At 67.3% G+C, this 18,727-nt stretch carries 17 protein-coding genes; 9 read left to right on the top strand and 8 right to left on the bottom strand.

What is annotated here, in order from left to right; all coding sequences use genetic code 11:
• The first annotated feature begins 84 nt into the window (after window positions 1-84).
• The 4 genes from BM436_RS00395 (at window position 85) to BM436_RS00380 (ending at window position 5,641) form a co-directional block, all read left to right on the top strand.
• The gene (locus tag BM436_RS00395; protein ID WP_093552301.1) at window positions 85-978 is read left to right on the top strand and encodes an ABC transporter ATP-binding protein; all 894 of its coding nucleotides are present in this window, start codon (window positions 85-87) and stop codon (window positions 976-978) included.
• An 8-nt stretch (window positions 979-986) separates the two neighbouring features.
• Window positions 987-4,565 carry an ABC transporter permease/M1 family aminopeptidase gene (locus BM436_RS00390; RefSeq protein ID WP_093552298.1) on the top strand — a complete coding sequence of 1,193 codons (3,579 nt, stop codon included), beginning with the start codon at window positions 987-989 and terminating at the stop codon, window positions 4,563-4,565.
• Between the two features lie 105 nt (window positions 4,566-4,670).
• Window positions 4,671-5,183 (top strand): hypothetical protein, encoded by a 513-nt coding sequence (locus BM436_RS00385; protein ID WP_229488681.1) that lies wholly within the window; start codon window positions 4,671-4,673, stop codon window positions 5,181-5,183.
• A gap of 41 nt (window positions 5,184-5,224) precedes the next feature.
• Window positions 5,225-5,641, top strand: a complete 417-nt coding sequence (locus BM436_RS00380; RefSeq protein WP_093552294.1) for a DUF3597 domain-containing protein — start codon at window positions 5,225-5,227, stop codon at window positions 5,639-5,641.
• A 72-nt stretch (window positions 5,642-5,713) separates the two neighbouring features.
• Here the strand turns inward: BM436_RS00380 and BM436_RS00375 are convergent, their stop codons facing one another.
• A complete protein-coding gene (locus BM436_RS00375) occupies window positions 5,714-6,193 on the bottom strand; it encodes a hypothetical protein (protein WP_093552292.1) in 480 nt (159 codons plus the stop codon).
• Between the two features lie 53 nt (window positions 6,194-6,246).
• The gene (locus tag BM436_RS00370; RefSeq protein ID WP_093552289.1) at window positions 6,247-7,209 is read right to left on the bottom strand and encodes a LysR family transcriptional regulator; all 963 of its coding nucleotides are present in this window, start codon (window positions 7,207-7,209) and stop codon (window positions 6,247-6,249) included.
• Window positions 7,210-7,280: 71 nt separating this feature from the next.
• Here BM436_RS00370 and BM436_RS00365 point away from each other — a divergent pair, with 71 nt between their 5' ends.
• Together BM436_RS00365 and BM436_RS00360 are read left to right on the top strand one after the other, a co-directional pair.
• Window positions 7,281-7,976, top strand: a complete 696-nt coding sequence (locus tag BM436_RS00365) for a hypothetical protein (protein WP_093552286.1) — start codon at window positions 7,281-7,283, stop codon at window positions 7,974-7,976.
• A 76-nt stretch (window positions 7,977-8,052) separates the two neighbouring features.
• Complete coding sequence (locus BM436_RS00360) at window positions 8,053-8,703, top strand: hypothetical protein (RefSeq protein ID WP_229488679.1); 651 nt, start codon at window positions 8,053-8,055, stop codon at window positions 8,701-8,703.
• 48 nt (window positions 8,704-8,751) lie between these two features.
• Here the strand turns inward: BM436_RS00360 and BM436_RS00355 are convergent, their stop codons facing one another.
• From BM436_RS00355 to BM436_RS00340, 4 genes are all read right to left on the bottom strand, one after another.
• On the bottom strand, window positions 8,752-11,439 hold the full coding sequence (locus tag BM436_RS00355; protein WP_093552282.1) for a DNA topoisomerase III: 2,688 nt from the start codon (window positions 11,437-11,439) through the stop codon (window positions 8,752-8,754).
• Window positions 11,440-11,558: 119 nt separating this feature from the next.
• Window positions 11,559-12,023, bottom strand: coding sequence for a Smg family protein (locus tag BM436_RS00350; RefSeq protein ID WP_093552280.1), 465 nt, complete (start codon window positions 12,021-12,023; stop codon window positions 11,559-11,561).
• 61 nt (window positions 12,024-12,084) lie between these two features.
• Window positions 12,085-13,248 (bottom strand): DNA-processing protein DprA, encoded by a 1,164-nt coding sequence (gene dprA, locus BM436_RS00345; RefSeq protein WP_093552278.1) that lies wholly within the window; start codon window positions 13,246-13,248, stop codon window positions 12,085-12,087.
• Between the two features lie 143 nt (window positions 13,249-13,391).
• On the bottom strand, window positions 13,392-14,501 hold the full coding sequence (locus BM436_RS00340; RefSeq protein WP_093552276.1) for a LysM peptidoglycan-binding domain-containing protein: 1,110 nt from the start codon (window positions 14,499-14,501) through the stop codon (window positions 13,392-13,394).
• A gap of 194 nt (window positions 14,502-14,695) precedes the next feature.
• Between BM436_RS00340 and def the strand changes: the two genes are divergently transcribed.
• From def to BM436_RS00325, 3 genes are all read left to right on the top strand, one after another.
• Window positions 14,696-15,232, top strand: coding sequence for a peptide deformylase (gene def, locus BM436_RS00335; protein WP_093552274.1), 537 nt, complete (start codon window positions 14,696-14,698; stop codon window positions 15,230-15,232).
• Window positions 15,233-15,299: 67 nt separating this feature from the next.
• On the top strand, window positions 15,300-16,259 hold the full coding sequence (gene fmt, locus BM436_RS00330; protein ID WP_093552271.1) for a methionyl-tRNA formyltransferase: 960 nt from the start codon (window positions 15,300-15,302) through the stop codon (window positions 16,257-16,259).
• Between the two features lie 27 nt (window positions 16,260-16,286).
• Window positions 16,287-17,207, top strand: coding sequence for a LysR family transcriptional regulator (locus tag BM436_RS00325; protein WP_229488676.1), 921 nt, complete (start codon window positions 16,287-16,289; stop codon window positions 17,205-17,207).
• Between the two features lie 48 nt (window positions 17,208-17,255).
• Here the strand turns inward: BM436_RS00325 and BM436_RS00320 are convergent, their stop codons facing one another.
• Both BM436_RS00320 and BM436_RS00315 read right to left on the bottom strand, forming a co-directional pair.
• Complete coding sequence (locus BM436_RS00320; protein WP_093552268.1) at window positions 17,256-17,663, bottom strand: tautomerase family protein; 408 nt, start codon at window positions 17,661-17,663, stop codon at window positions 17,256-17,258.
• 109 nt (window positions 17,664-17,772) lie between these two features.
• Window positions 17,773-18,618, bottom strand: coding sequence for a glycosyltransferase (locus tag BM436_RS00315; RefSeq protein WP_093552265.1), 846 nt, complete (start codon window positions 18,616-18,618; stop codon window positions 17,773-17,775).
• Between the last annotated feature and the right edge of the window lie 109 nt (window positions 18,619-18,727).

Genomic DNA, 18,727 nt, shown 5'->3' with positions numbered 1-18,727 from the left:
CCGGTGTGTCGCAAATTCAATACAATGCCAACATCGTAAAGTGGTAGTCCCGCCGCCGCGCGGCGGGACATGACAGGAGTTAGCATGGAGTTACGCATCCGCAATTTGTCCAAGACTTACGCCAACGGGGTGGTGGCGCTGGACAATATTTCGCTCACGATCCCGGCCGGGATGTTCGGCCTGCTCGGCCCCAACGGCGCCGGCAAGTCGACCTTGATGCGGACGCTGGCGACCCTGCAGGAATGCGACTCCGGCTCGGTGTTCCTGGGCGAACTGGATGTGCTGGACGAAAAGGACGAGATCCGCCGCCTGCTGGGCTACCTGCCGCAGGACTTCGGCGTCTATCCCAAGGTCACCGCCTACGAGATGCTGGACCATTTCGCCGTGCTCAAAGGCCTGTCCGGCCGCGGCCGCCGGCGCGAGGTGGTGGACGGCCTCTTGCAACAAACCAACCTGTTCGACGTGCGCCACCAGAAACTGGGCACCTTCTCCGGCGGCATGCGCCAGCGCTTCGGCATCGCCCAGGCGCTGCTGGGCGACCCGAAACTGATCATCGTCGACGAGCCCACCGCCGGCCTGGACCCGCAGGAGCGGGTGCGCTTCCACAACCTGCTGTCGGACATCGGCGACGACCGCACCGTCATCCTGTCCACCCACATCGTCAGCGACGTGGCCGACCTGTGCGCCAACATGGCCATCATCAACAAGGGCCACCTGCTGTTGACCGGCCGCACGCAGGAACTGATCGACGACGTCAGCTGCAAGATCTGGGCGCGCTTCGTCGACAAGAAGGACCTGCAACAGTTCCAGACCCGCCACGCGGTGATCTCCACCCGGCTGCTGTCGGGCCGCACCCTGATCCACGTCTACAGCGACGACGACCCGGGCGACGGCTTCGAGGAGGCCATCGGCGACTTGGAGGACCTGTACTTCGCCACCATCGCCGGCCGCCACCACGCCGCCGACCGCTGCGACTGAGGCCGGCCATGTTCGCCATCGCCAGTTTCGAAGCGCGGCAGCGGCTCAAGCTGCTGTCCACCTGGGTGTACTTCGGCATGTTCCTGCTGCTGGCCATGCTGTGGATGGCCGCCGCCGGCGGCGTGTTCAAGGAGGCCATCGTCAGCTTCGGCGGCCGGGTGTACATCAACGCGCCCCGCTCCATCATGTTCACCGCCAGCTTCCTGGGCTGTTTCGGCGTGATCGTGGTGGCGGCCATGATGGGCCGCTCGGTGCAGCAGGACTTCGAATACGATATGCACCACTTCTTCTTCAGCGCGCCGATCCGCAAGTACCAGTACATGTTCGGCCGCTTCCTGGGCGCCTACGCCACCCTGGCGGTGGTGTTCTCCAGCATCCTGCTGGGCGCCTGGCTGGGCACCTTCATCCCGGGCGTCGACCCCGAGCGGCTGGGGCCGGCCAGCCTGTCGGCCTACCTGATCCCCTACTTCTGCACGCTGCTGCCCAACCTGTTCATCTTCGGCGCCATCTTCTTCGTGCTGGCGGCGCTGACGCGGCGCATGCTGCCGGTCTACATCAGCAGCGTCGTCATGCTGATCGGCTACATCGTCGCGCCCGGCCTGGCGCGCGACCTGGACTACAAGACTTTCGCCGCCCTGATCGACCCCTTCGGCACCACCGCCGTGATCCGCCTGACCGAGTACTGGCCCATCGCCGAGCGCAACGCGCGCCTGGTGCTGCCGGAGGGCGTGTACCTGCTGAACCGGGTGATCTGGTCCTCCTTCGCGCTGGTGGCGCTGCTGCTGGGTTACTGGCGCTTCCACTTCGTCAGCGCCATCGACACCGGCAAGAACGACGCGCCCGGCGACGGCGAGCCGCCGGCCCGCCTCAGCGCCACCGCCGCCAACACGCAGCAGGCGCCCGACTTCCAGGCGCGCAACCTGGGCCTGCTGCTGGCCAGGATGAGCTGGCTGAACCTGCGCGAGACCGTGAAGAACATTTACTTCCTCGTCATCGTGCTGGCCGGCGTGCTGCTGATGTTCGCCGGCGCGCTGGACCTGGGTTCGATGTACGGCACCAAGACCTATCCCGTCACCTACAAGGTGCTGGAACTGGTGTCCGAGACCTTCACCCTGTTCATGCTGGCCATCACCACCTTCTACGCGGGCGAGCTGATCTGGCGCGAGCGCGAAAACCGCATGGCGCTGATGCTGGACGCCATGCCGGTGCCGAGCTGGCTGCCGCTGCTGGCCAAGCTGTTCGGGCTGATCGGCCTGCAGGCGCTGCTGATGGTGGTGGTCATGCTGTGCGGCATGGCGATCCAGATCGTCAAGGGCTATTTCCTGTTGCAGCCGGGCCTGTACTTCGAACAGCTGTTCCTGATCGAGCTGCCCAGGTACGCGCTGGTGGCCGTGCTGGCCATCGCCACGCAAGTGCTGATCAACCAGAAATACCTGGCCTACTTCGCCATGATCCTGTACTACGTGGCCACCCTCGCCTTCGGCTCGCTGGGCCTGAGCCATCCGATGCTGCTGTACGCGACCTCGCCCCAGTTCGTCTATTCGGACATGAACGGCTACGGCCATTTCCTGGCGCGCGAGCGCTGGTTCCTGCTGTACTGGTCCGGCTTCGCGCTGATGCTGGTGGTGATGTCGCTGCTGTTCTGGGCCCGCGGCGCCAACGACGAATGGCGCCAGCGCGTGCAACTGGCGCGCCACGCGCTCACCATGCCGGTGCTGGCGACGATGGGCGTGGCGCTGGCGGTCTTCGTGTCCGCCGGCGGAGTGCTGTTCTACAACTTGCACATCGCCAACGACTACAAATCGCCCTACCGCCAGGACGCGGACCGGGCCGCCTACGAGCGCAAATACCAGCGGTTGGCCGACCTGCCTCAGCCGCGCATCACGGACGTGAAGCTGGGCGTGGCGATCGAGCCGGAACGGCGCCGCCTGCTGGTCAAGGGCCGCTACATGCTGGAGAACAAGAGCGCCCGGCCGATCAGCGAAATCTACATCACCCAGGACGTGCGCGCGGACATGCGCCCGCTGCGCTTCGGCCAGGTGTCGGCGCCGGGCCTGAACGACAGGGACCTGGGCTTCCACAGCTACAAGCTGGCCACGCCGCTGGCGCCGGGCGCCAGCATGCCGCTGGAATTCGAACTCGAATACGCGCCCAAGGGCGTCCTCGGCCTGGGCCAGGACACGCCGGTGGTGGGCAACGGCACCTTCTTCAACAACGGCGTGCTGCCGCACATCGGCTACCAGCGCCAGGCGGAACTGACCGACCCGCGCGACCGCAAGAAGCACGGCCTGCCCGCGCAGGAACGGGCGCTGCCGCGCGACGACCCCAAGGGCCTGGCCGACAATTACCTCGGCGGCGACGCGGACTGGGTGACCTTCGACGCCACCATCAGCACCGCGCCGGACCAGACCGCCATCGCGCCCGGCGTGCTGCAAAAGGAATGGCAGGCCAAGGGCCGCCGCTACTTCCACTACAAGATGGACCGCCCCATCCTGAACTTCTACGCCTTCCAGTCGGCCCGCTACGCGGTCCGGCACGACTGGTGGCAGGACGTCGGCATCGAGATCTACTACCACCCCGGCCACGAGTTCAACCTGGACCGCATCAACAAGGGCGTCAAGGACGCGCTGGAGTACTACACCAGGAACTACAGCCCCTACCAGCACAAGGTGGTGCGCATCGTCGAGTTCCCGCGCTACGCCGCGTTCGCGCAATCGTTCCCCAACACCATTCCGTATTCGGAGAGCGTGGGCTTCATCGCCAAGGTGGAGGACCGCAATCCGAAGGACATCGACTACCCGTTCTACATCACCGCGCACGAGGTGGCGCACCAGTGGTGGGCGCACCAGCTGGTGGGCGGCAACACGCGCGGCGCCACGGTGCTGAGCGAGACCCTGTCCGAATACTCGGCGCTGATGGTGATGAAGAAGCAGTTCGGGCCGGACAAGATGCGCCGTTTCCTGCGCTACAACCTGAACAAGTACCTGATGGGCCGCGCGGTCGAGAACAAGAAGGAACTGCCGCTGGCCGACAACGAGAACCAGGACTACATCCACTACCGCAAGGGCAGCCTGGCCATGTACCAGCTGCAGGACATCCTCGGCGAGGACAAGGTGAACGGCGTGCTGCGCGAGCTGCTGCGCCTGCACGCCTTCCACGGCGCGCCGTATCCGAGCGTGTCGGTGCTGGTGGACGGGCTGCGCAAGGTGACGCCGCCGGACCAGGCCTACCTGATCGACGACCTGTTCAATTCCATCGTGCTGCACGACAACCGGGCCCTGAGCGCGACGGCGCGCAAGCTGGCCAACGGCAAGTACGAGGTCACGGTGACGGTGCACGCCAGCAAGCTGCGCGCCGACGGGCTGGGCGCCGAGCAGGAGGTGCCGATGCGCGACCTGGTCGACATCGGCGTGGACGACAAGGACGGCAACAGCCTGCTGCGCGAGCGCAAGCTGCTGAGCCGGAAGGAGAGCACCCACGTGATGGTGGTCGGCGCCCGGCCCGCCAAGGCCGGCATCGACCCGGACAACAAGCTGATCGACCGCAAGCCGGACGACAACCTGATCCCGGTGGAGATCGGCCCGTAAGGCCCGGGCCCATGGGCGGCAAGCCCGGACTCCGTTAGTTCACCCACAGACCGCGTTCCAGCGTCGCGGCATAGTGGCTACCCTGCCACCTCACTGGAGTACAGCATGGGATTCGACTTAGGAAACATTCTGCAGCAATACCTGGGCGGCGCGCTGAACCCGCCGCCCGAACGCGCCAGCGCCGACTTCGACCAGGCCACGCAGGCCGCGCCGCGCGAGACGGTGGCGCAAGGCGTCACCCAGGCCCTGCGCTCGGACCAGACTCCGCCGTTCCCGGAAATGGTCGGCCAGCTGTTCGAACGCAGCGGCGCCGACCAGCGCAGCGGCATGCTGAGCCAGCTCATCAGCGGCCTCAGCCCCGCCTTGCTCAGTTCGGTGGCCGGTGGCGTGCTGGGCAGGCTGTTCGACGGCAAGCCCGGACAGGTCACGCCGGAACTCGCCAACCAGCTCAATCCGCGGCAAGTGCAGGAAATCGCCGCCACGGCCGAGCGGCAAAACCCCGGCATCGTCGACCGCATGGGCGACTTCTACGCCGAGCACCCGACGCTGGTGAAGACACTGGGCGGCGTGGCGCTCGCCATCGTGCTGGGCAAAATGGCCGAGGCCAGCCGGCGCTAAGCCGGCCCGCCATCCGCAACCTCTACTTGAAAGGCAACATCATGGGCATACTCAGCAATATCTTCCACAAGATCTTCCCCAGCTCGCACCCGGCCGTGAAACCGGCGGCGGGCGCCGCCCCGGCCGCCCCCGCGGCCGCCCCCGCGGCGACCCCGGCGGCGCCCGCTCCGGCCGCGCCCGCGCCCAATCCGGCCATCGCGCTGGTCGACGTGACGGCCATCCTGGACCAGAAGGTGCAAAGCGCCGGACAACCGTTGAACTGGCGCACCTCCATCGTCGACCTGCTCAAGCTGCTCGAACTGGACAGCAGCCTGGATTCGCGCAAGGAGTTGGCCAAGGAGCTGCATTTCAGCGGCGACACCGGCGATTCGGCCACCATGAACGTGTGGCTGCACAAGCAGGTGATGATCAAGCTGGCCGCCAACGGCGGCAAGGTTCCGGCCGATCTGGCGGACTAGGCATGTCGCGCGGCGTCGCCCCCGCGGCGGCGCCGGTGCCGTTAACAAGGTTCCGCGGGGAATCACGCAGGCTTACGCATAAACGCTGAACGAACTGACTATGCCGGCGTTGTAGGCGTTGGCGACCGCCGTGCTGGTCAAACCCGGACGCGCCTTCAAGACGTTGCCCCAGGATGGCGCCTGCGGCGCGGTTGGCAGGCTCTGCAGCACTGGCGTGCCCGTGTAGGCGCCGGAGCCGGACGGGTCGGACGCGAGCGAGGCCGCGATCTGCCGCGCCAATTGCTGCTGCGCCTGTTCCCGCGTGACGCTGCCGGGCGCGGGCAATTCCACCGGCGCCGGCAGGGTGCCGGCCTGCTGGAAGGCGCTCAGCAAGCCCGCCGCCGTGTAGATCTGGGTGGTGGATTTCGCGCCGCCCAGCGTCGCCACCACGCTGGCGTTCTCGGACAGGCCCACGGCCAGCCGGGGCAGCAGGCTGTCCTCATTGCCGGTCTCGTCCACCGCCGCGAGGCGGCGCACGGCGTATCCGGACAGGGGGGTGATGGGGGTGATCATGGCGGTCGACAGAGCAGAGCTATGTCTTCAATATAGGCCGCCCCGGCCGCCAGTCAAGCGTGCGCGAGCGCTTGCGCCAAGCCGCGCAGCCAAGCCGGCGCGCGGACATGGTTCCACACCAGCACCACCCGCTCGCCGCAGGCGTAGGCGCTGTCCGTCACGACTATGCGCGCCAAGTCACCCTCGGCCAGCGCGAAATCCGGCAGATAGGCCAGTGCCTGGCCGGACTTGACGAAGTGCAGCAATAGCTGGAGGTCGTCCGCCCAATAGCGTATCTTGCGCGGCAAATGCTCGTCGCGCCAGCCGTCCGAACGCGCCCCGCGCCGGGCGCCGCAAAACAGCGAATGGGACGGGCACGCGAAGTCATGCGCCAGCACTTGCGCCAGTGTCGCGCTCAACGGAACGTGCGGAGCCGCCCCCGGCAGCGCGTCCGGCAGCGCGCCGTCCCGCCCGTCCGCCTGGCCGGCCAGCGCGGTCACCAGCGGATGCGTCCGACCGGCGGCTAGGTGTTGCACCATGTCGCCCAGATGGGTCGCCGTCCACTCCTCCGACCAGTGTTCGCCCCGACCCTCGGCGACCTCCCCGGTGACGATGGCGGCGTCGATCTCGCCGCGCGCCAGCGCGGCCAGCGCCTCGCCCTCGAACATGCCCTGCCAATGGAGGCTCGCCTCTGGATAGCGGCGCAAGGCGGACGCCATGTCGCCGCCATGCCGCCACAGCAGCACGGCCGGCCCGCCGACGCGGCAATCGAGCGCGGCGTGCTCGCCCAGCAGGTCGGCCCGGGTCTGGTCCGCCAGCGCCAGCAGCGTCCGCGCGCGCGACAGCAGCAGCGCGCCGCGCTGGTTCAGCACCAGTTGCCGGGCGCTGCGGTCGAACAGCGGCGCGCCGAGGCTATCCTCCAGCCGTTTCAAGGCCTTGGAGACGGCCGAGGGGGTCAGGTGCATTTCCAGCGCCACCGCGCCCAAGGTGGGGCGGCGCGCGGCGCTGACGAAGATGCGCAGGTCGGTCAGGTTCATATTCCAAATAGGACACAAAGGATGAATTTAAGTTGCTTTACGCGACACGAACGCCAGCATACCATCGCCCCATGCATACCCTCATCCGACACTTCCCGGCGCTGCTGCTCGCCACCGGGCTATCCCTGCATTCCGGCCCGGCGCCGGCCGCGGGCCCCACGCATGGAGAACACGGCATGGCGCTGTTCGGCGGCAAGGACGGCCTGTACGCCTCCCACCTGCCCATGTTCCACGCGCCGCACGACTATCAGGTTGTGCTGCGCCTGCATGCCGCCGATCCGGCGCTGGACGCGGCGCTGAAAAGCCGCCTGGACGGCAAAACCGCGCTGTGGACCGTGGCGCCCGAGAAGTTCGAACTGGACCGTCTCGCCCCCGGCGCCCGCGATCCCTTGCGCCGGTTCAAGGCGGACCTGGTGCTGGGCCACTTCGAACAGGGCGGCAAGACGCAGTACGGCGGCGCCACCCTGGTGGTCGACCAGGTGTTGCTGTTCCGTCAGCTTTCCCCGGCGGCCAAGGTGGACAGCCATGCAACGTATGTGCAGGTTGGCAACGGACAGCAGCGTTTCCTCATCAAGGAGATCGACAGCCGCCCCGATTTCGATCATATTGTTTCTTACCGCGCGGCAGCGAGTGCTTCCACAGCGCCAGTTCGCGTCGCCAAGAACGGCATGGCGGAACCGGACGCGGCGGCACTGGCGGCGGCGCTCAACGCGCTGCCGTCCGCCTTGCGCGGCACGGTCTATTTCTATACGGACGACCTACGCTGATACCATGACAGTGCCGGCGATCTACCAGGGCTTGTGGCGCCGGACTGGCATTTGGCGCAGCGACGGCAGCAGCGACATGAGCACGCAAGTGTGGTGGCTGCAGGCTGGACGCTTCCATATCGACCTGCGGATTCCCTTCGATCGCCCCGCCCCGCGCGACCGCGCCCACGTGGCCGTGCTACCCGCCAGCCAACTGGCCCGTTTCGGCGCGCAGACCGGTTTCGCCGGCGCCACCGTCGTCGCTGGCGAGCGCTGCGAATGGCACCCCGAGATCGCCTTCCCGGCGCTCGGCGAGGACCTGGACGCCGGCTGGATGCGCTTCAAGGACGCGGACGCCTTGCACGAGACCGGCGTGGACAACAGCTACGAGGAGGACTGGGTGCGGATGGCGTCCGGCCCGATGCTGGGGTTGCGCTTCGAGGATCCCCATTCGGAGGCGGTGGCCTATCTGGTGGCGGGCGAGCGCTGGATGGGCTGGGCTTGCGGCAGCCCGGCGGACGTGTTCGATCCGCAATCGCCACTGGCGGGGGAATGGACCGAGATCACGGTGCTGCACAAGGGCGGCAACTGGACCGTCGCCGGTTCCACGCTGCCCTGGCTGGAGGGCCGGGAGGTGCCGGCCGCCAGCGCGCTGGAACCGGACCGGTTGCGGCTCTGGTGCGTCGGCGACCTGGTCGCCATCCCCTACGCCCCTCACCACCTCTGGCGCCTCGCCACCATCGATTAGGCGAGGTGGCGCCACGAAAACAAACGGGACCTCGCGGTCCCGTTTTGCTTACTCGGCCGTCGCGGCGGCCTTCTTGGCCGGCGCTTTTTTCGCCGGCGCTTTCTTGGCCGCCGGTTTGGCGGCCGCCTTGGCGGCCGGCTTCGCCGCGGCTTTCTTCGCCGCCGGCTTCTTGGCCGGCGCCGCAGCGGTGTCGCCTTCCACCGCCGCCGCTTCCGCGCCTTCGCCCTCGACGGCTTCCTTGCCCTTGGCGCCAGGCTTGGCCTTGCGTGGTTCGAACTCGAAGCTGACCTTGCCGTCCTTGCCCCTCACCAGGAAGGCCTTGAACGCGCGGCGCGTGCGCTGCGAGACAAAGCCCGGCAGCAGGTCGGTCTTGCCCTCGTTGAGCAGCTTGCCCATCTGCTCGGGCAGGATTTCCTGCTGCAGGATGATGCGGCTGCTGCGGAAGTCGCAGGTCTTCGGCTTGGCGACGCTGTGCTCGCACACATAGGCCAGGCCCATTTCGTACACGCCGGCATTGCATTTCGGGCAGGGACCGACCGGCGTCTGGCCGGTGAAGTCGACGCCCTCGCCGTCCTCGCCCTCCTCGTCGTTCTGGCCGAAGTCGAACTCCAGCTTGAAGTTGCCGATGTCCTCGTCGCGCACGATGCGCAGGATGGCGGCGAACGGACGGCCCATCTTGGAGCGGAAGCCCTGCAGCGGACCGATGGTGCGTTCCTTCAGCAGCTCTTCCACCTCGGCGATTTCAAACTGGCGGCTGCCCGGCGTCTTGCTCATCGAGAATTCGCACTTGGTGCAGGCGAAGCGGCGGTAGTTCTCCTTCACCACGCCGGCGCAGTTCGGGCATGGCGTCTGCAGCGTGGCGTAGTCGCCGGGGATGGTCTCGTTGTCGTATTCCTTGGCGCGCTTGACGATGATCTGCGTCATCTGGGCGATCTCGCGCATGAATTCCTCGCGCGAGATGCGGCCCTTCTCCATCTGCGACAGCTTGTATTCCCACTCGCCGGTCAGTTCCGGCGCGGTCAGCTCGTTCACGCCCAGGCCGCGCAGCAAGGTCATCAGCTGCGACGCCTTGGCGGTCGGGATCAGCTCGCGGCCTTCGCGCAGCAGGTATTTCTCGGTCAGCAGGCCCTCGATGATGGCCGCGCGCGTCGCAGGCGTGCCCAGGCCCTTGCCGGCCATGGCGTCGCGCAGCTCGTCCGAATCGACCAGCTTGCCGGCGCCCTCCATGGCGGACAGCAGGGTCGCCTCCGAATAGCGCGCGGGCGGCTTGGTCACCAGGCCGTTCGGCGTGACCTTCTCGGTCTTGACCTTCTCGCCCTTGGCGACCGGCACCAGCATGCCGCTGCCTTCCTTGTCGTCGTCGGCGGCCACGTCCTTGCCGTAGATCGCCAGCCAGCCCGGATTGGTCATGACCTTGCCCTCGGTCTTGAACTGGTGGCCGGACACCTCGGTGTAGCGGGTGGTGACCTGGAACTCGGCGGCCGGGAAGAACACGGCCATGAAGCGGCGCGTCACCAGGTCGTACAGCTTCTGTTCCGGCTCGGACAAGCCCTTGGGCGCGATGCCGGTCGGGATGATGGCGAAGTGGTCCGAGATCTTGGTGTTGTCGAAGATGCGCTTGTTCGGCTTGACCCAGCCCTTGGCCAGGATCTGCTTGGCGAAGGTGTGGTAGTTGTTGTTCTCGGTGAGCACATTGAGCACCTGCTTGGTGGTGTCGATGTAGTCTTCCGGCAGGTGGCGCGAATCGGTACGCGGGTAGGTCAGCACCTTGTGCTTCTCGTACAGCGCCTGCGCCAGGCCCAGCGTGTTCTTGGCCGAGAAGCCGAAGCGGCCGTTGGCCTCGCGCTGCAGGCTGGTCAGGTCGAACAGGCCGGGGGCCATCGACGTGGTCGGCTTCGATTCCTCGGTGACATTGCCGATCTTGCCCTTGCAGGCCATGGCGATGCTGTCGGCGGCGGCCTTCGACCACAGGCGCTCGGCGCGCTTCTCGGGGTCGTGCTCGTCCTTCTTGAAGCCGGTGTCCAGCCAGCGGCCCTCGTACACGCCGGCCGCGCAGATGAACTCGGCGCGCACTTCCCAGTAGTCGCGCGAGACGAACTTCTTGATCTTCTCCTCGCGCTCGACCACGATCGACAGGGTCGGCGTCTGCACGCGGCCCACGGTGGTCAGGTAGAAGCCGCCCTCTTTCGAGTTGAAGGCGGTCATGGCGCGGGTGCCGTTGATGCCGATCAGCCAGTCCGCCTCCGAGCGGCAGCGCGCGGCGTCCGCCAGCGGCAGCATTTCCTCGTCGCTGCGCAGGTGGGTGAAGCCCTCGCGGATCGCGTTGGGCGTCATCGACTGCAGCCACAGGCGCCGCACCGGCTGCTTGGCCTTGGCGTTTTGCGCGATCAGGCGGAAGATCAGTTCACCCTCGCGGCCCGCGTCGCATGCGTTGATCAGGCCGGTGACGTCCTTGCGTTTGATCAAGCGGTTGAGCACTTTCAGGCGCGACTCGGTCTTGGCGATCGGGTTCAGCGCGAAGTACGGCGGGATCATCGGCAGGTGCGCGAAGCTCCACTTGCCGCGCTTGACGTCGTGCTCTTCCGGCACGGCGATCTCCAGCAGGTGGCCGACGGCCGAGGACAGCACGTATTCGTCGGATTCAAAGTACTCATCGTGCTTGGTAAAGCCGCCCAGCGACTTCGCGATGTCGTTCGCGACAGATGGCTTCTCGGCGATGATGAGGGTTTTGCTCATATTGTGTATTCTCTTTTTTATACTGTAATTGTCGCGGGCCGTAGGGCTAGCCGATACGGCGCGCAGGCTTGCGTGGCGCGCAGGCGGGTGGGCAGCGGATAAGCAAGCTGATAAGCGGTTCAGTGCAGCAGACGCGGCATCTGGTCTTCATCGGAACCGAACAGGTCGTCGAACATCAGCGCGTCCGGTTCCTTGCCCTGGCTCCACAGCAGCATCAGCACAATGACCTTCAGCTTGCCCAGCGACACGGGCATTTCCTCCAGCGCCAACGCGCGCTCGATGACGATTTCGCGCTGCAGCGGCGACAGCACCTGCGCGCTCTCGAGGAACTGGATGAAGCCGATCGCGGCGGTGCCCAGCGCATCCTTTTCCTCTTCCACATAGTAGCGGGTACCGGTGGAAGCGGCCGTCAGCGCCTGTTCGGCGCCAGCCATGGCGGTCAGGTCGGTCAACCAGACCAGCGCCTCGGATATCTCGACGTCGTCGAAACCGACGGCGGACAGTTTCCTCGCCAAAGCGGCCGGTTCCGGGCACGCGTCGGGTCGGTAATAAGTCTCGTAGAGATAAACTAGGATGTCGAACATGGCGCTACTCTAACAGTTAAGATCGGCCAAACACAAGCCCCGCACCGCAATAGCGCGGGCCTCAGGTCTTGATCCTTTGAAAGATTCCACCGGGCAATCTCTCCACCAGTCCGGCCAGTTCCAGGGCCAGCAGATGGCCTTGCGCGGCGGCCGGCGCCAGTCCCGCGCGCAGCGCCAGCGCCTCGGCGCCGGCCGGATCGTGGCCCAGCGCCAGCAGCAAGGCCTCCAGCTCTTCCTTTAGCTGGAGGGTGACGGCGGCCCGCGCGCCGGCCCGCTCGGACCTGGCGCCGGGCAGCACTTCGCCCAGCACGTCGTCCACCGTCTCCACCAGCCTGGCGCCCTGTTTGATCAGGTCGTTGCAGCCCTTGCTGAGGGAGGAATGGATGGAGCCGGGGATGGCGAACACGTCGCGGCCCTGGGCCAGCGCGTAGCGGGTGGTGATCAGCGAGCCGGAGCCGACCGCCGCCTCGACCACCAGCACGCCGCGCGCCAGCCCGCTGATGACGCGGTTGCGGCGCGGGAAGTTGGCCGACAGCGGACGCGTGCCCAGCGGATACTCGCTGACGATGCAGCCCTGGTCGGCGATGCGCAGCGCCAGCTCGTGGTTGCGGGCCGGATAGCTGCGGTCGATGCCGGTGCCGATCACGGCCACCGTGGAGCCGCCGCCGGCCAGCCCGCCCCGGTGCGCGGCCGCGTCGATGCCCAGCGCCAGGCCGGACACGATGGTCACCCCCTGGCGCGACAGCGCCGCAGCGAAATGCTCGGCGTTGGCCATGCCCTGCATGCTGGCGTTGCGGCTGCCGACCATGGCCAGCGCCGGCCGCGCCAGCAATTCGCGCCGTCCCTTTATATATAGTAGCAGCGGCGGATTCGGGATTTCGCGCAGCTGCGGCGGATAGCCGGGACTGTGCAGGGTCAGGACGGCGTTGCCCGGCTGGACGTGCCAGGCCAGCGCGGCGTCCGTTTGCCGCGCCGCCTCGTCCAGCACCGCGGCGCCGGGATGGCGCAGCGCCTGGACCGCCTCCGCCACCCGCGCCGGCGGCAGCGCCTCGCCCAGCAAGCGCGACAGGGTGTCGGGCTCGGCCCGGAAAATGGATGGGGGATCGTTCAGCGCCGCGAGCAGCGCGCCGGCCGCGGTGGGCCCGACGCCGGGCGTCTCGCTCAGGCGCAACCAGGCGGCCAGTTCGGCGCCGCCGAGCGCAGGCGCGTCCGGCGCGGCGGACACGTCCGCAAAAGCGGTCGCGTTCGATGCGGTGGCCGCGTCCGATGCCGCCGCGGCGGCGTGTCCCGCCGGCGCGCCGGCCGGGTTCGGCTGAGCGGCGGGCTGGGCGGTTGGGGGTTGGTGGTCCGTGGCTTGCACGGTGGGGGTCACTCCGGCGATTTGGCGACGTCGCCCACCTCGACTGGCTCCGTCACCTGCATGATCAGGCCGTAGGAAATATGCTTGAACACGCGGAAGATAAACAAGCTGCCCACTTCCTCGTCCGGCAGCTTGACCTGCGGATTCCCCAGGTTGTGCCAGCCTTTGCTGGCGCCCGGATCGGTCACCGTCTTCCCCTTATGGTATAGCTGCAGCACGGAGCCGATATCGAGTCCGTCAAGTTTGCCGCGGTTGATGCTCACAACCTGGTTCTGCCCGGCGTGCGAGACGCCGCCGTAAATCGCCACCACCGCCGCGTCCACCTTGCGCTCCGGCGGGTGCGGCACGTAGTTGCGCATCGGCGTCGGCGGGGTCTGCATCAGCAGGTCGCCCTTGCCCATTTCCTCCTTGGCGGTCGCCACCAGGAAGGTGTGCACGTCGGAGCCCGGCTTGGCCGCCGCCGTCAGTTTCAGCGTGCCCAGGTAAAACGCCTCCTGGCCGATCACGGCCTTGGTGACCGGGTCCTTCAGCGGTTTGCCGGGACGGAACACCTGGAAGGAGGTGCCATCCTTGAGGTCGCCGCGCACATAGGCCTTCTCGTCCTTGCCGAGGAAGACGTGGCCCTCCTGGGCGGCGATGATGCGCGGCGCGTTTTGCAGCTCGTCGTCCTCGATGATCAGCGGCTGCGACAGGAAGGGTTCGATGTCGCCGGTGGGGATGGATTGCACCGCGTCCTTGCCCAGGCCCTCCATGCGCAGCTGCGGCGACAGGCGCAGGCCGGACGGGTCGCCGCCCGCGCCGCCGGCGCCGCGCGCGCCGACCGGCGTGCCCAGGCGCAGCCGGCCCGAGGCGCGGTCCAGGTAGACGATCTGGCCCGGATAGATCCAGTGCGGATTGCGGATCTCCTCGCGGTTCATGCCCCACACCTGCGGCCAGCACCACGGACGCTCGAGGAACTTGCCGGAAATGTCCCACAGGGTGTCGCCCTTGACCACCACGTGCTGGTCCGGCGCGTTGGGACGGAAATCGCACTGCAGGGCCTGAGCGGAGGCGGCCGTCACACCGTAGATGGCGCTGGCGACCAACAGGCGTGCGCCGACTGTGCTAAAATTTTTCATTAATATGTCCGATAGATGCGCCGTTGATGCGCCGTGAACGGCGGCGATGACGGCGGGCCGATCCACAGAGGATGCTTGCCCTACGGCAAGCCGAATTAAATCAAATTCTGCCCATAATACCCTGAACTAGCAAGAGAAAGCACGCTGCGCCGCAGGGTGCGCCTGTTGCATTTTTAAGTCACCAGATCACCCGAATGTCCATACTGAATATCCTCCGCTACCCCGACCCGCGCCTGCACAAGATCGCGAAGCCCGTCAACGCCTTCGACGCCCGCCTGGCCAAACTGGTCGACGACATGGCCGAAACCATGTACGAGGCGCCCGGCGTCGGCTTGGCCGCGACCCAGGTGGACGTGCACGAGCAGGTGATCGTCATCGACGTCACCGAGACCAAGGAAGGGCTGACCGCGTTCATCAATCCCGAAATCATCTGGACCAGCGAGGACCGCCAGGTCTACGACGAGGGCTGCCTGTCCGTGCCCGGCGTGTACGACGGCGTGGAGCGCCCGTCGCGCGTGAAGGTGCGCGCGTTCGACGTCAAGGGCGAGCAGTTCGAGCTGGAGGCGGACGGCCTGCTGGCCGTGTGCATCCAGCACGAAATGGACCATTTGGTGGGCAAAGTGTTCGTCGAGTACCTTTCCCCCTTGAAGCGCAACCGTATCAAGACCAAAATGATCAAGGAAGAACGGGGCATCGCGCGCGACAAGGCGCTGCAAGGCCGCCGCTACTGATCCCTGCCCCCCGGCCGACCCCTGCCGGCGCCGCAGGCCGCGCGCATGCAACCCAAGAGGAACAACAATGAAGATCATCTTCGCCGGCACGCCCGAATTCGCGGCAGTAGCGCTCCAGACCCTGCACGAGTCGGGTTTCGACATCCCCCTGGTCCTGACCCAGCCCGACCGCCCTGCCGGGCGCGGCATGCATTTACAGCCCTCGGCCGTCAAGCAGTACGCGACGGCCAACGGCATTCCCGTCGCCCAGCCGCTGTCGCTGCGCATGGACAGCAAGGACCCGCTGCGCGCCGCCGAGGCGAAGCAAGCCCATGAGTTGTTGACATCGACCGACTACGACGCGATGGTGGTGGCCGCCTACGGCCTGATCCTGCCGCGCAGCACGCTCGACATCAAGCCCTGCATCAACATCCACGGCTCCCTGCTGCCGCGCTGGCGCGGCGCCGCGCCGATCCACCGCGCGATCGAGGCGGGCGACGCGGAGACCGGCGTGACCATCATGCGGATGGAGGAAGGCCTGGACACCGGCCCCATGCTGCTGATCGAGCGCCTGCCGATCGGCCCGCACGACACCACCGGCGCCGTGCACGACAAGCTGGCCGCGCTGGGCGCGAAGATGGTGGTCAAGGTGATGCGCAAGATCGAGCAGGGCATCTACGAGGCCGTGCCGCAGCCGGAAAACGGCGTCACCTACGCGGCCAAGATCAGCAAGGAAGAGGCCGCGCTGGACTTCAACCAGTCCGCGCGCGACATCGGCCGCAAGATCCGCGCCTTCAACCCCTTCCCCGGCGCCCACGCGGACGTCAACGGCGTCACCATCAAGCTGTGGGGCGCCGAGGTGCTGGACGCCGACAGCAGCGCGCCGGCCGGCCAGGTGCTGGCGGCCGACGCGCAGCACGGCATCGTGGTCGCCTGCGGCGGCGGCGGCTCGCTGCGCCTGACCGAACTGCAAAAGCCGGGCGGCAAGCGCCTGGCGGCCAGCGAGTTCATCAAAGGCTTCCCGCTCGACGGCCTGCGCTTTGCCTGAGTCCTTGGCCGATCGCCAGCCTCGCCCTTGAGCGACACCGCCCGCCTGGACCAGCTCGCGGCGCTGCGCGCGCTGCGCCGCGTGGTCGAGCTGGGCAGCTTCACGGCCGCCGCCGAAGCGGCCGGCACCACCCATTCCCAGGTGTCGCGCCAGATCAAGCAACTGGAAGCGCGGCTGGGCGCGCAACTGCTGAACCGCAGCACGCGCCGCATCGCCCTCACCGAGGCGGGCAGGCAATACTACGAGGCCAGCCGCCAGATCCTCGACGCCCTGGACGATGCCGACCTCGCCGTCGGCCAGCACCAGGCGCGGCCGTCCGGCACGCTGCGCGTCAACGCGCCGATGGCCTTCGGCACCACGGAACTGGCCACCTGGCTGCCGGACTTCATCGCGCTCCACCCCGAACTGCAAGTGGACCTGGTGTGCAACGACCGCATGGTGGACCTGATCGAGGACGGCTTCGACGTCGCGCTGCGCCTGACGCGCGAACTGCCCGACTCCACGCTGATCGCGCGCAAGCTGGCCGACAGCGCCGTGCTGGCGGTCGCCAGTCCGGACTATGTGCGGCGGCACGGCGCGCCGCGAACGCCGGCCGACCTGGCGCGGCACAACTGCCTGGTGTACACGCAGCAGCCGCGTCCGCGCGAGTGGACTTTCACCGGTGAAAGCGGCGCGGCCGAGACCGTCGAGGTCAAGGGCAAGCTGCAAGCCAACACCAGCATCGCCCTGCGCACGGCGGCGCTGGCGGGGCTGGGCGTCGCCGCCACGGCCGACTTCATCGTGCACGGGGATGTGAAAAGCGGCGCGCTGGTCCGGCTGCTGCCGGGCTACACGTTGAAGCCGCGCGAGCTGTTCGTGCTGTATCCGCAAAACCGCCACCTGTCGCCCAAGGTGCGCGCCTTCGTCGATTTCGCCGCCGAGTATTATCGTCAGCGCCGCTGGGATTGAAGCACGCGGCGCTGGCATGCACGCGTGGCGAGCCGGCGCGCCCCCACCCTACGCGGCCTGTTCCATCTTCTTGACGGCGCGGTACTGCTGGGTTAGTCCGCCGTAGCCCCAGGCGGCGGGACGGGCGTCGTCGATGTGGACGTAGCTGACCTCGTGCAGCGGTCCCAGCAACGCCGCCATCTCCTCGAACACGGCCGCGATGTAGGCGGCCTTCTCGGCGGCGGTGTTGGTTTCGTCGGTGATCTTGATGTCGAGGAAGAAGCTGGCCCGCCCGTGGTCCGCCAGCGTCCGCTCACCGATGTACCAGTGCTCCGGCGGCACGTGCGAGATGGCGATCGAGGTCAGCGGCTGCGCCTTGTGCAGGATGCCGTGGGTCAGGCGCAGCAGGATGGCGGCGGCTTGGCGCGAGGTTTCAAGGTCCGGCGCGGTGGACAGGGTGAGGTTCAGGATGGGCATGGTGTGACTCCTATCGGTGGTTGAGTGTCACCATCGTAGGACGCGCGCCCGAAGCACGCCAGCCAGCTGGAAGCACATGATTTGCGCGTTCGACGCACAAATCCAATGCTCAGCGGTGCCGGTCGGCGGCCTGCCCCATCAGCTCATGGGGCCGGATGGGCGAGGCGCGCGGATACACGATGCCCTTGGCGCGCACTTCCCGGTTCCACGCCTGGTTGGCCTGGTGCAGCGCGGCGTCGTAATAGCCGCGTCCGTGATCCAGGTGCAGGCTGACGATGGAGTGCCGCGCGCGCACGCCGCGCACGCCGATGTTGTTGAGCCGCAGGCCCATGTTCAAGTCCTCGCCGCCGTAGGCCATGCTCTCGTCGAAGCCGCCCACTTTCAGCACGTCGATGCGCCAGGCGCAGCTGTTGGCGCCGCTGAAGGCGTTGCGCGGCGACAGGAAGTCGTAGAAGCGCTGCAAGCGGGGATTGCGCAGCAGCCGGTTGCGGCTCTTGTCGAAGCCGGGGATGGCGCTCAGGAAGGCGTAGTCGAACAGTTTCTGGTCCAGGATGTGCTGGCGCAGGTCGTGGGCCTGGTGGTACTGCTCGGGCACGCTGATGTGGCTGCCGCCGGCCAGGAAGGTCCCGGGACGGCTCAGGCGCAGATAGGTTTCGACGAAGTCGTCGCGCGGCACGCAATCGCCGTCGGTGAACAGCAACAGGTCGCCGGTCGCCTGCAGGATGGCCTTGTTCAGCGCACGGCACTTGCCGAAACCGCGGTGTTCCTGGGTCAGGTGGATCAGCGGCAGGCCGAGGTGGCGCGAATTCGCCACCGCCTCGGCGATTTCAGGGAATTCCCCGTCCTGCGAGACGATGATCTCGTCCGCCGGGCGTGTCTGCGCCGCGTAGCCGGCCAGCACGAATTCCATTTCACGGCGCTTTTTGTGCGCGGAGATGATAACGGTTATTTTCATGCCCGCAATGTTACCGGAACCACGAACGGTATGCTGGATGATCGGCCCCCCGCCGGCGCCAAGCCAGCGGCGTGGCAATGCCGTATAATTTTAGACCCGGTAAAGTTCC

This window comes from Pseudoduganella namucuonensis, assembly GCF_900116645.1.
Taxonomy (GTDB): domain Bacteria; phylum Pseudomonadota; class Gammaproteobacteria; order Burkholderiales; family Burkholderiaceae_D; genus Rugamonas; species Rugamonas namucuonensis.
Note: the sequence above shows the minus strand (reverse complement) of the source record. Positions and strands in the feature narration are given on the sequence as shown.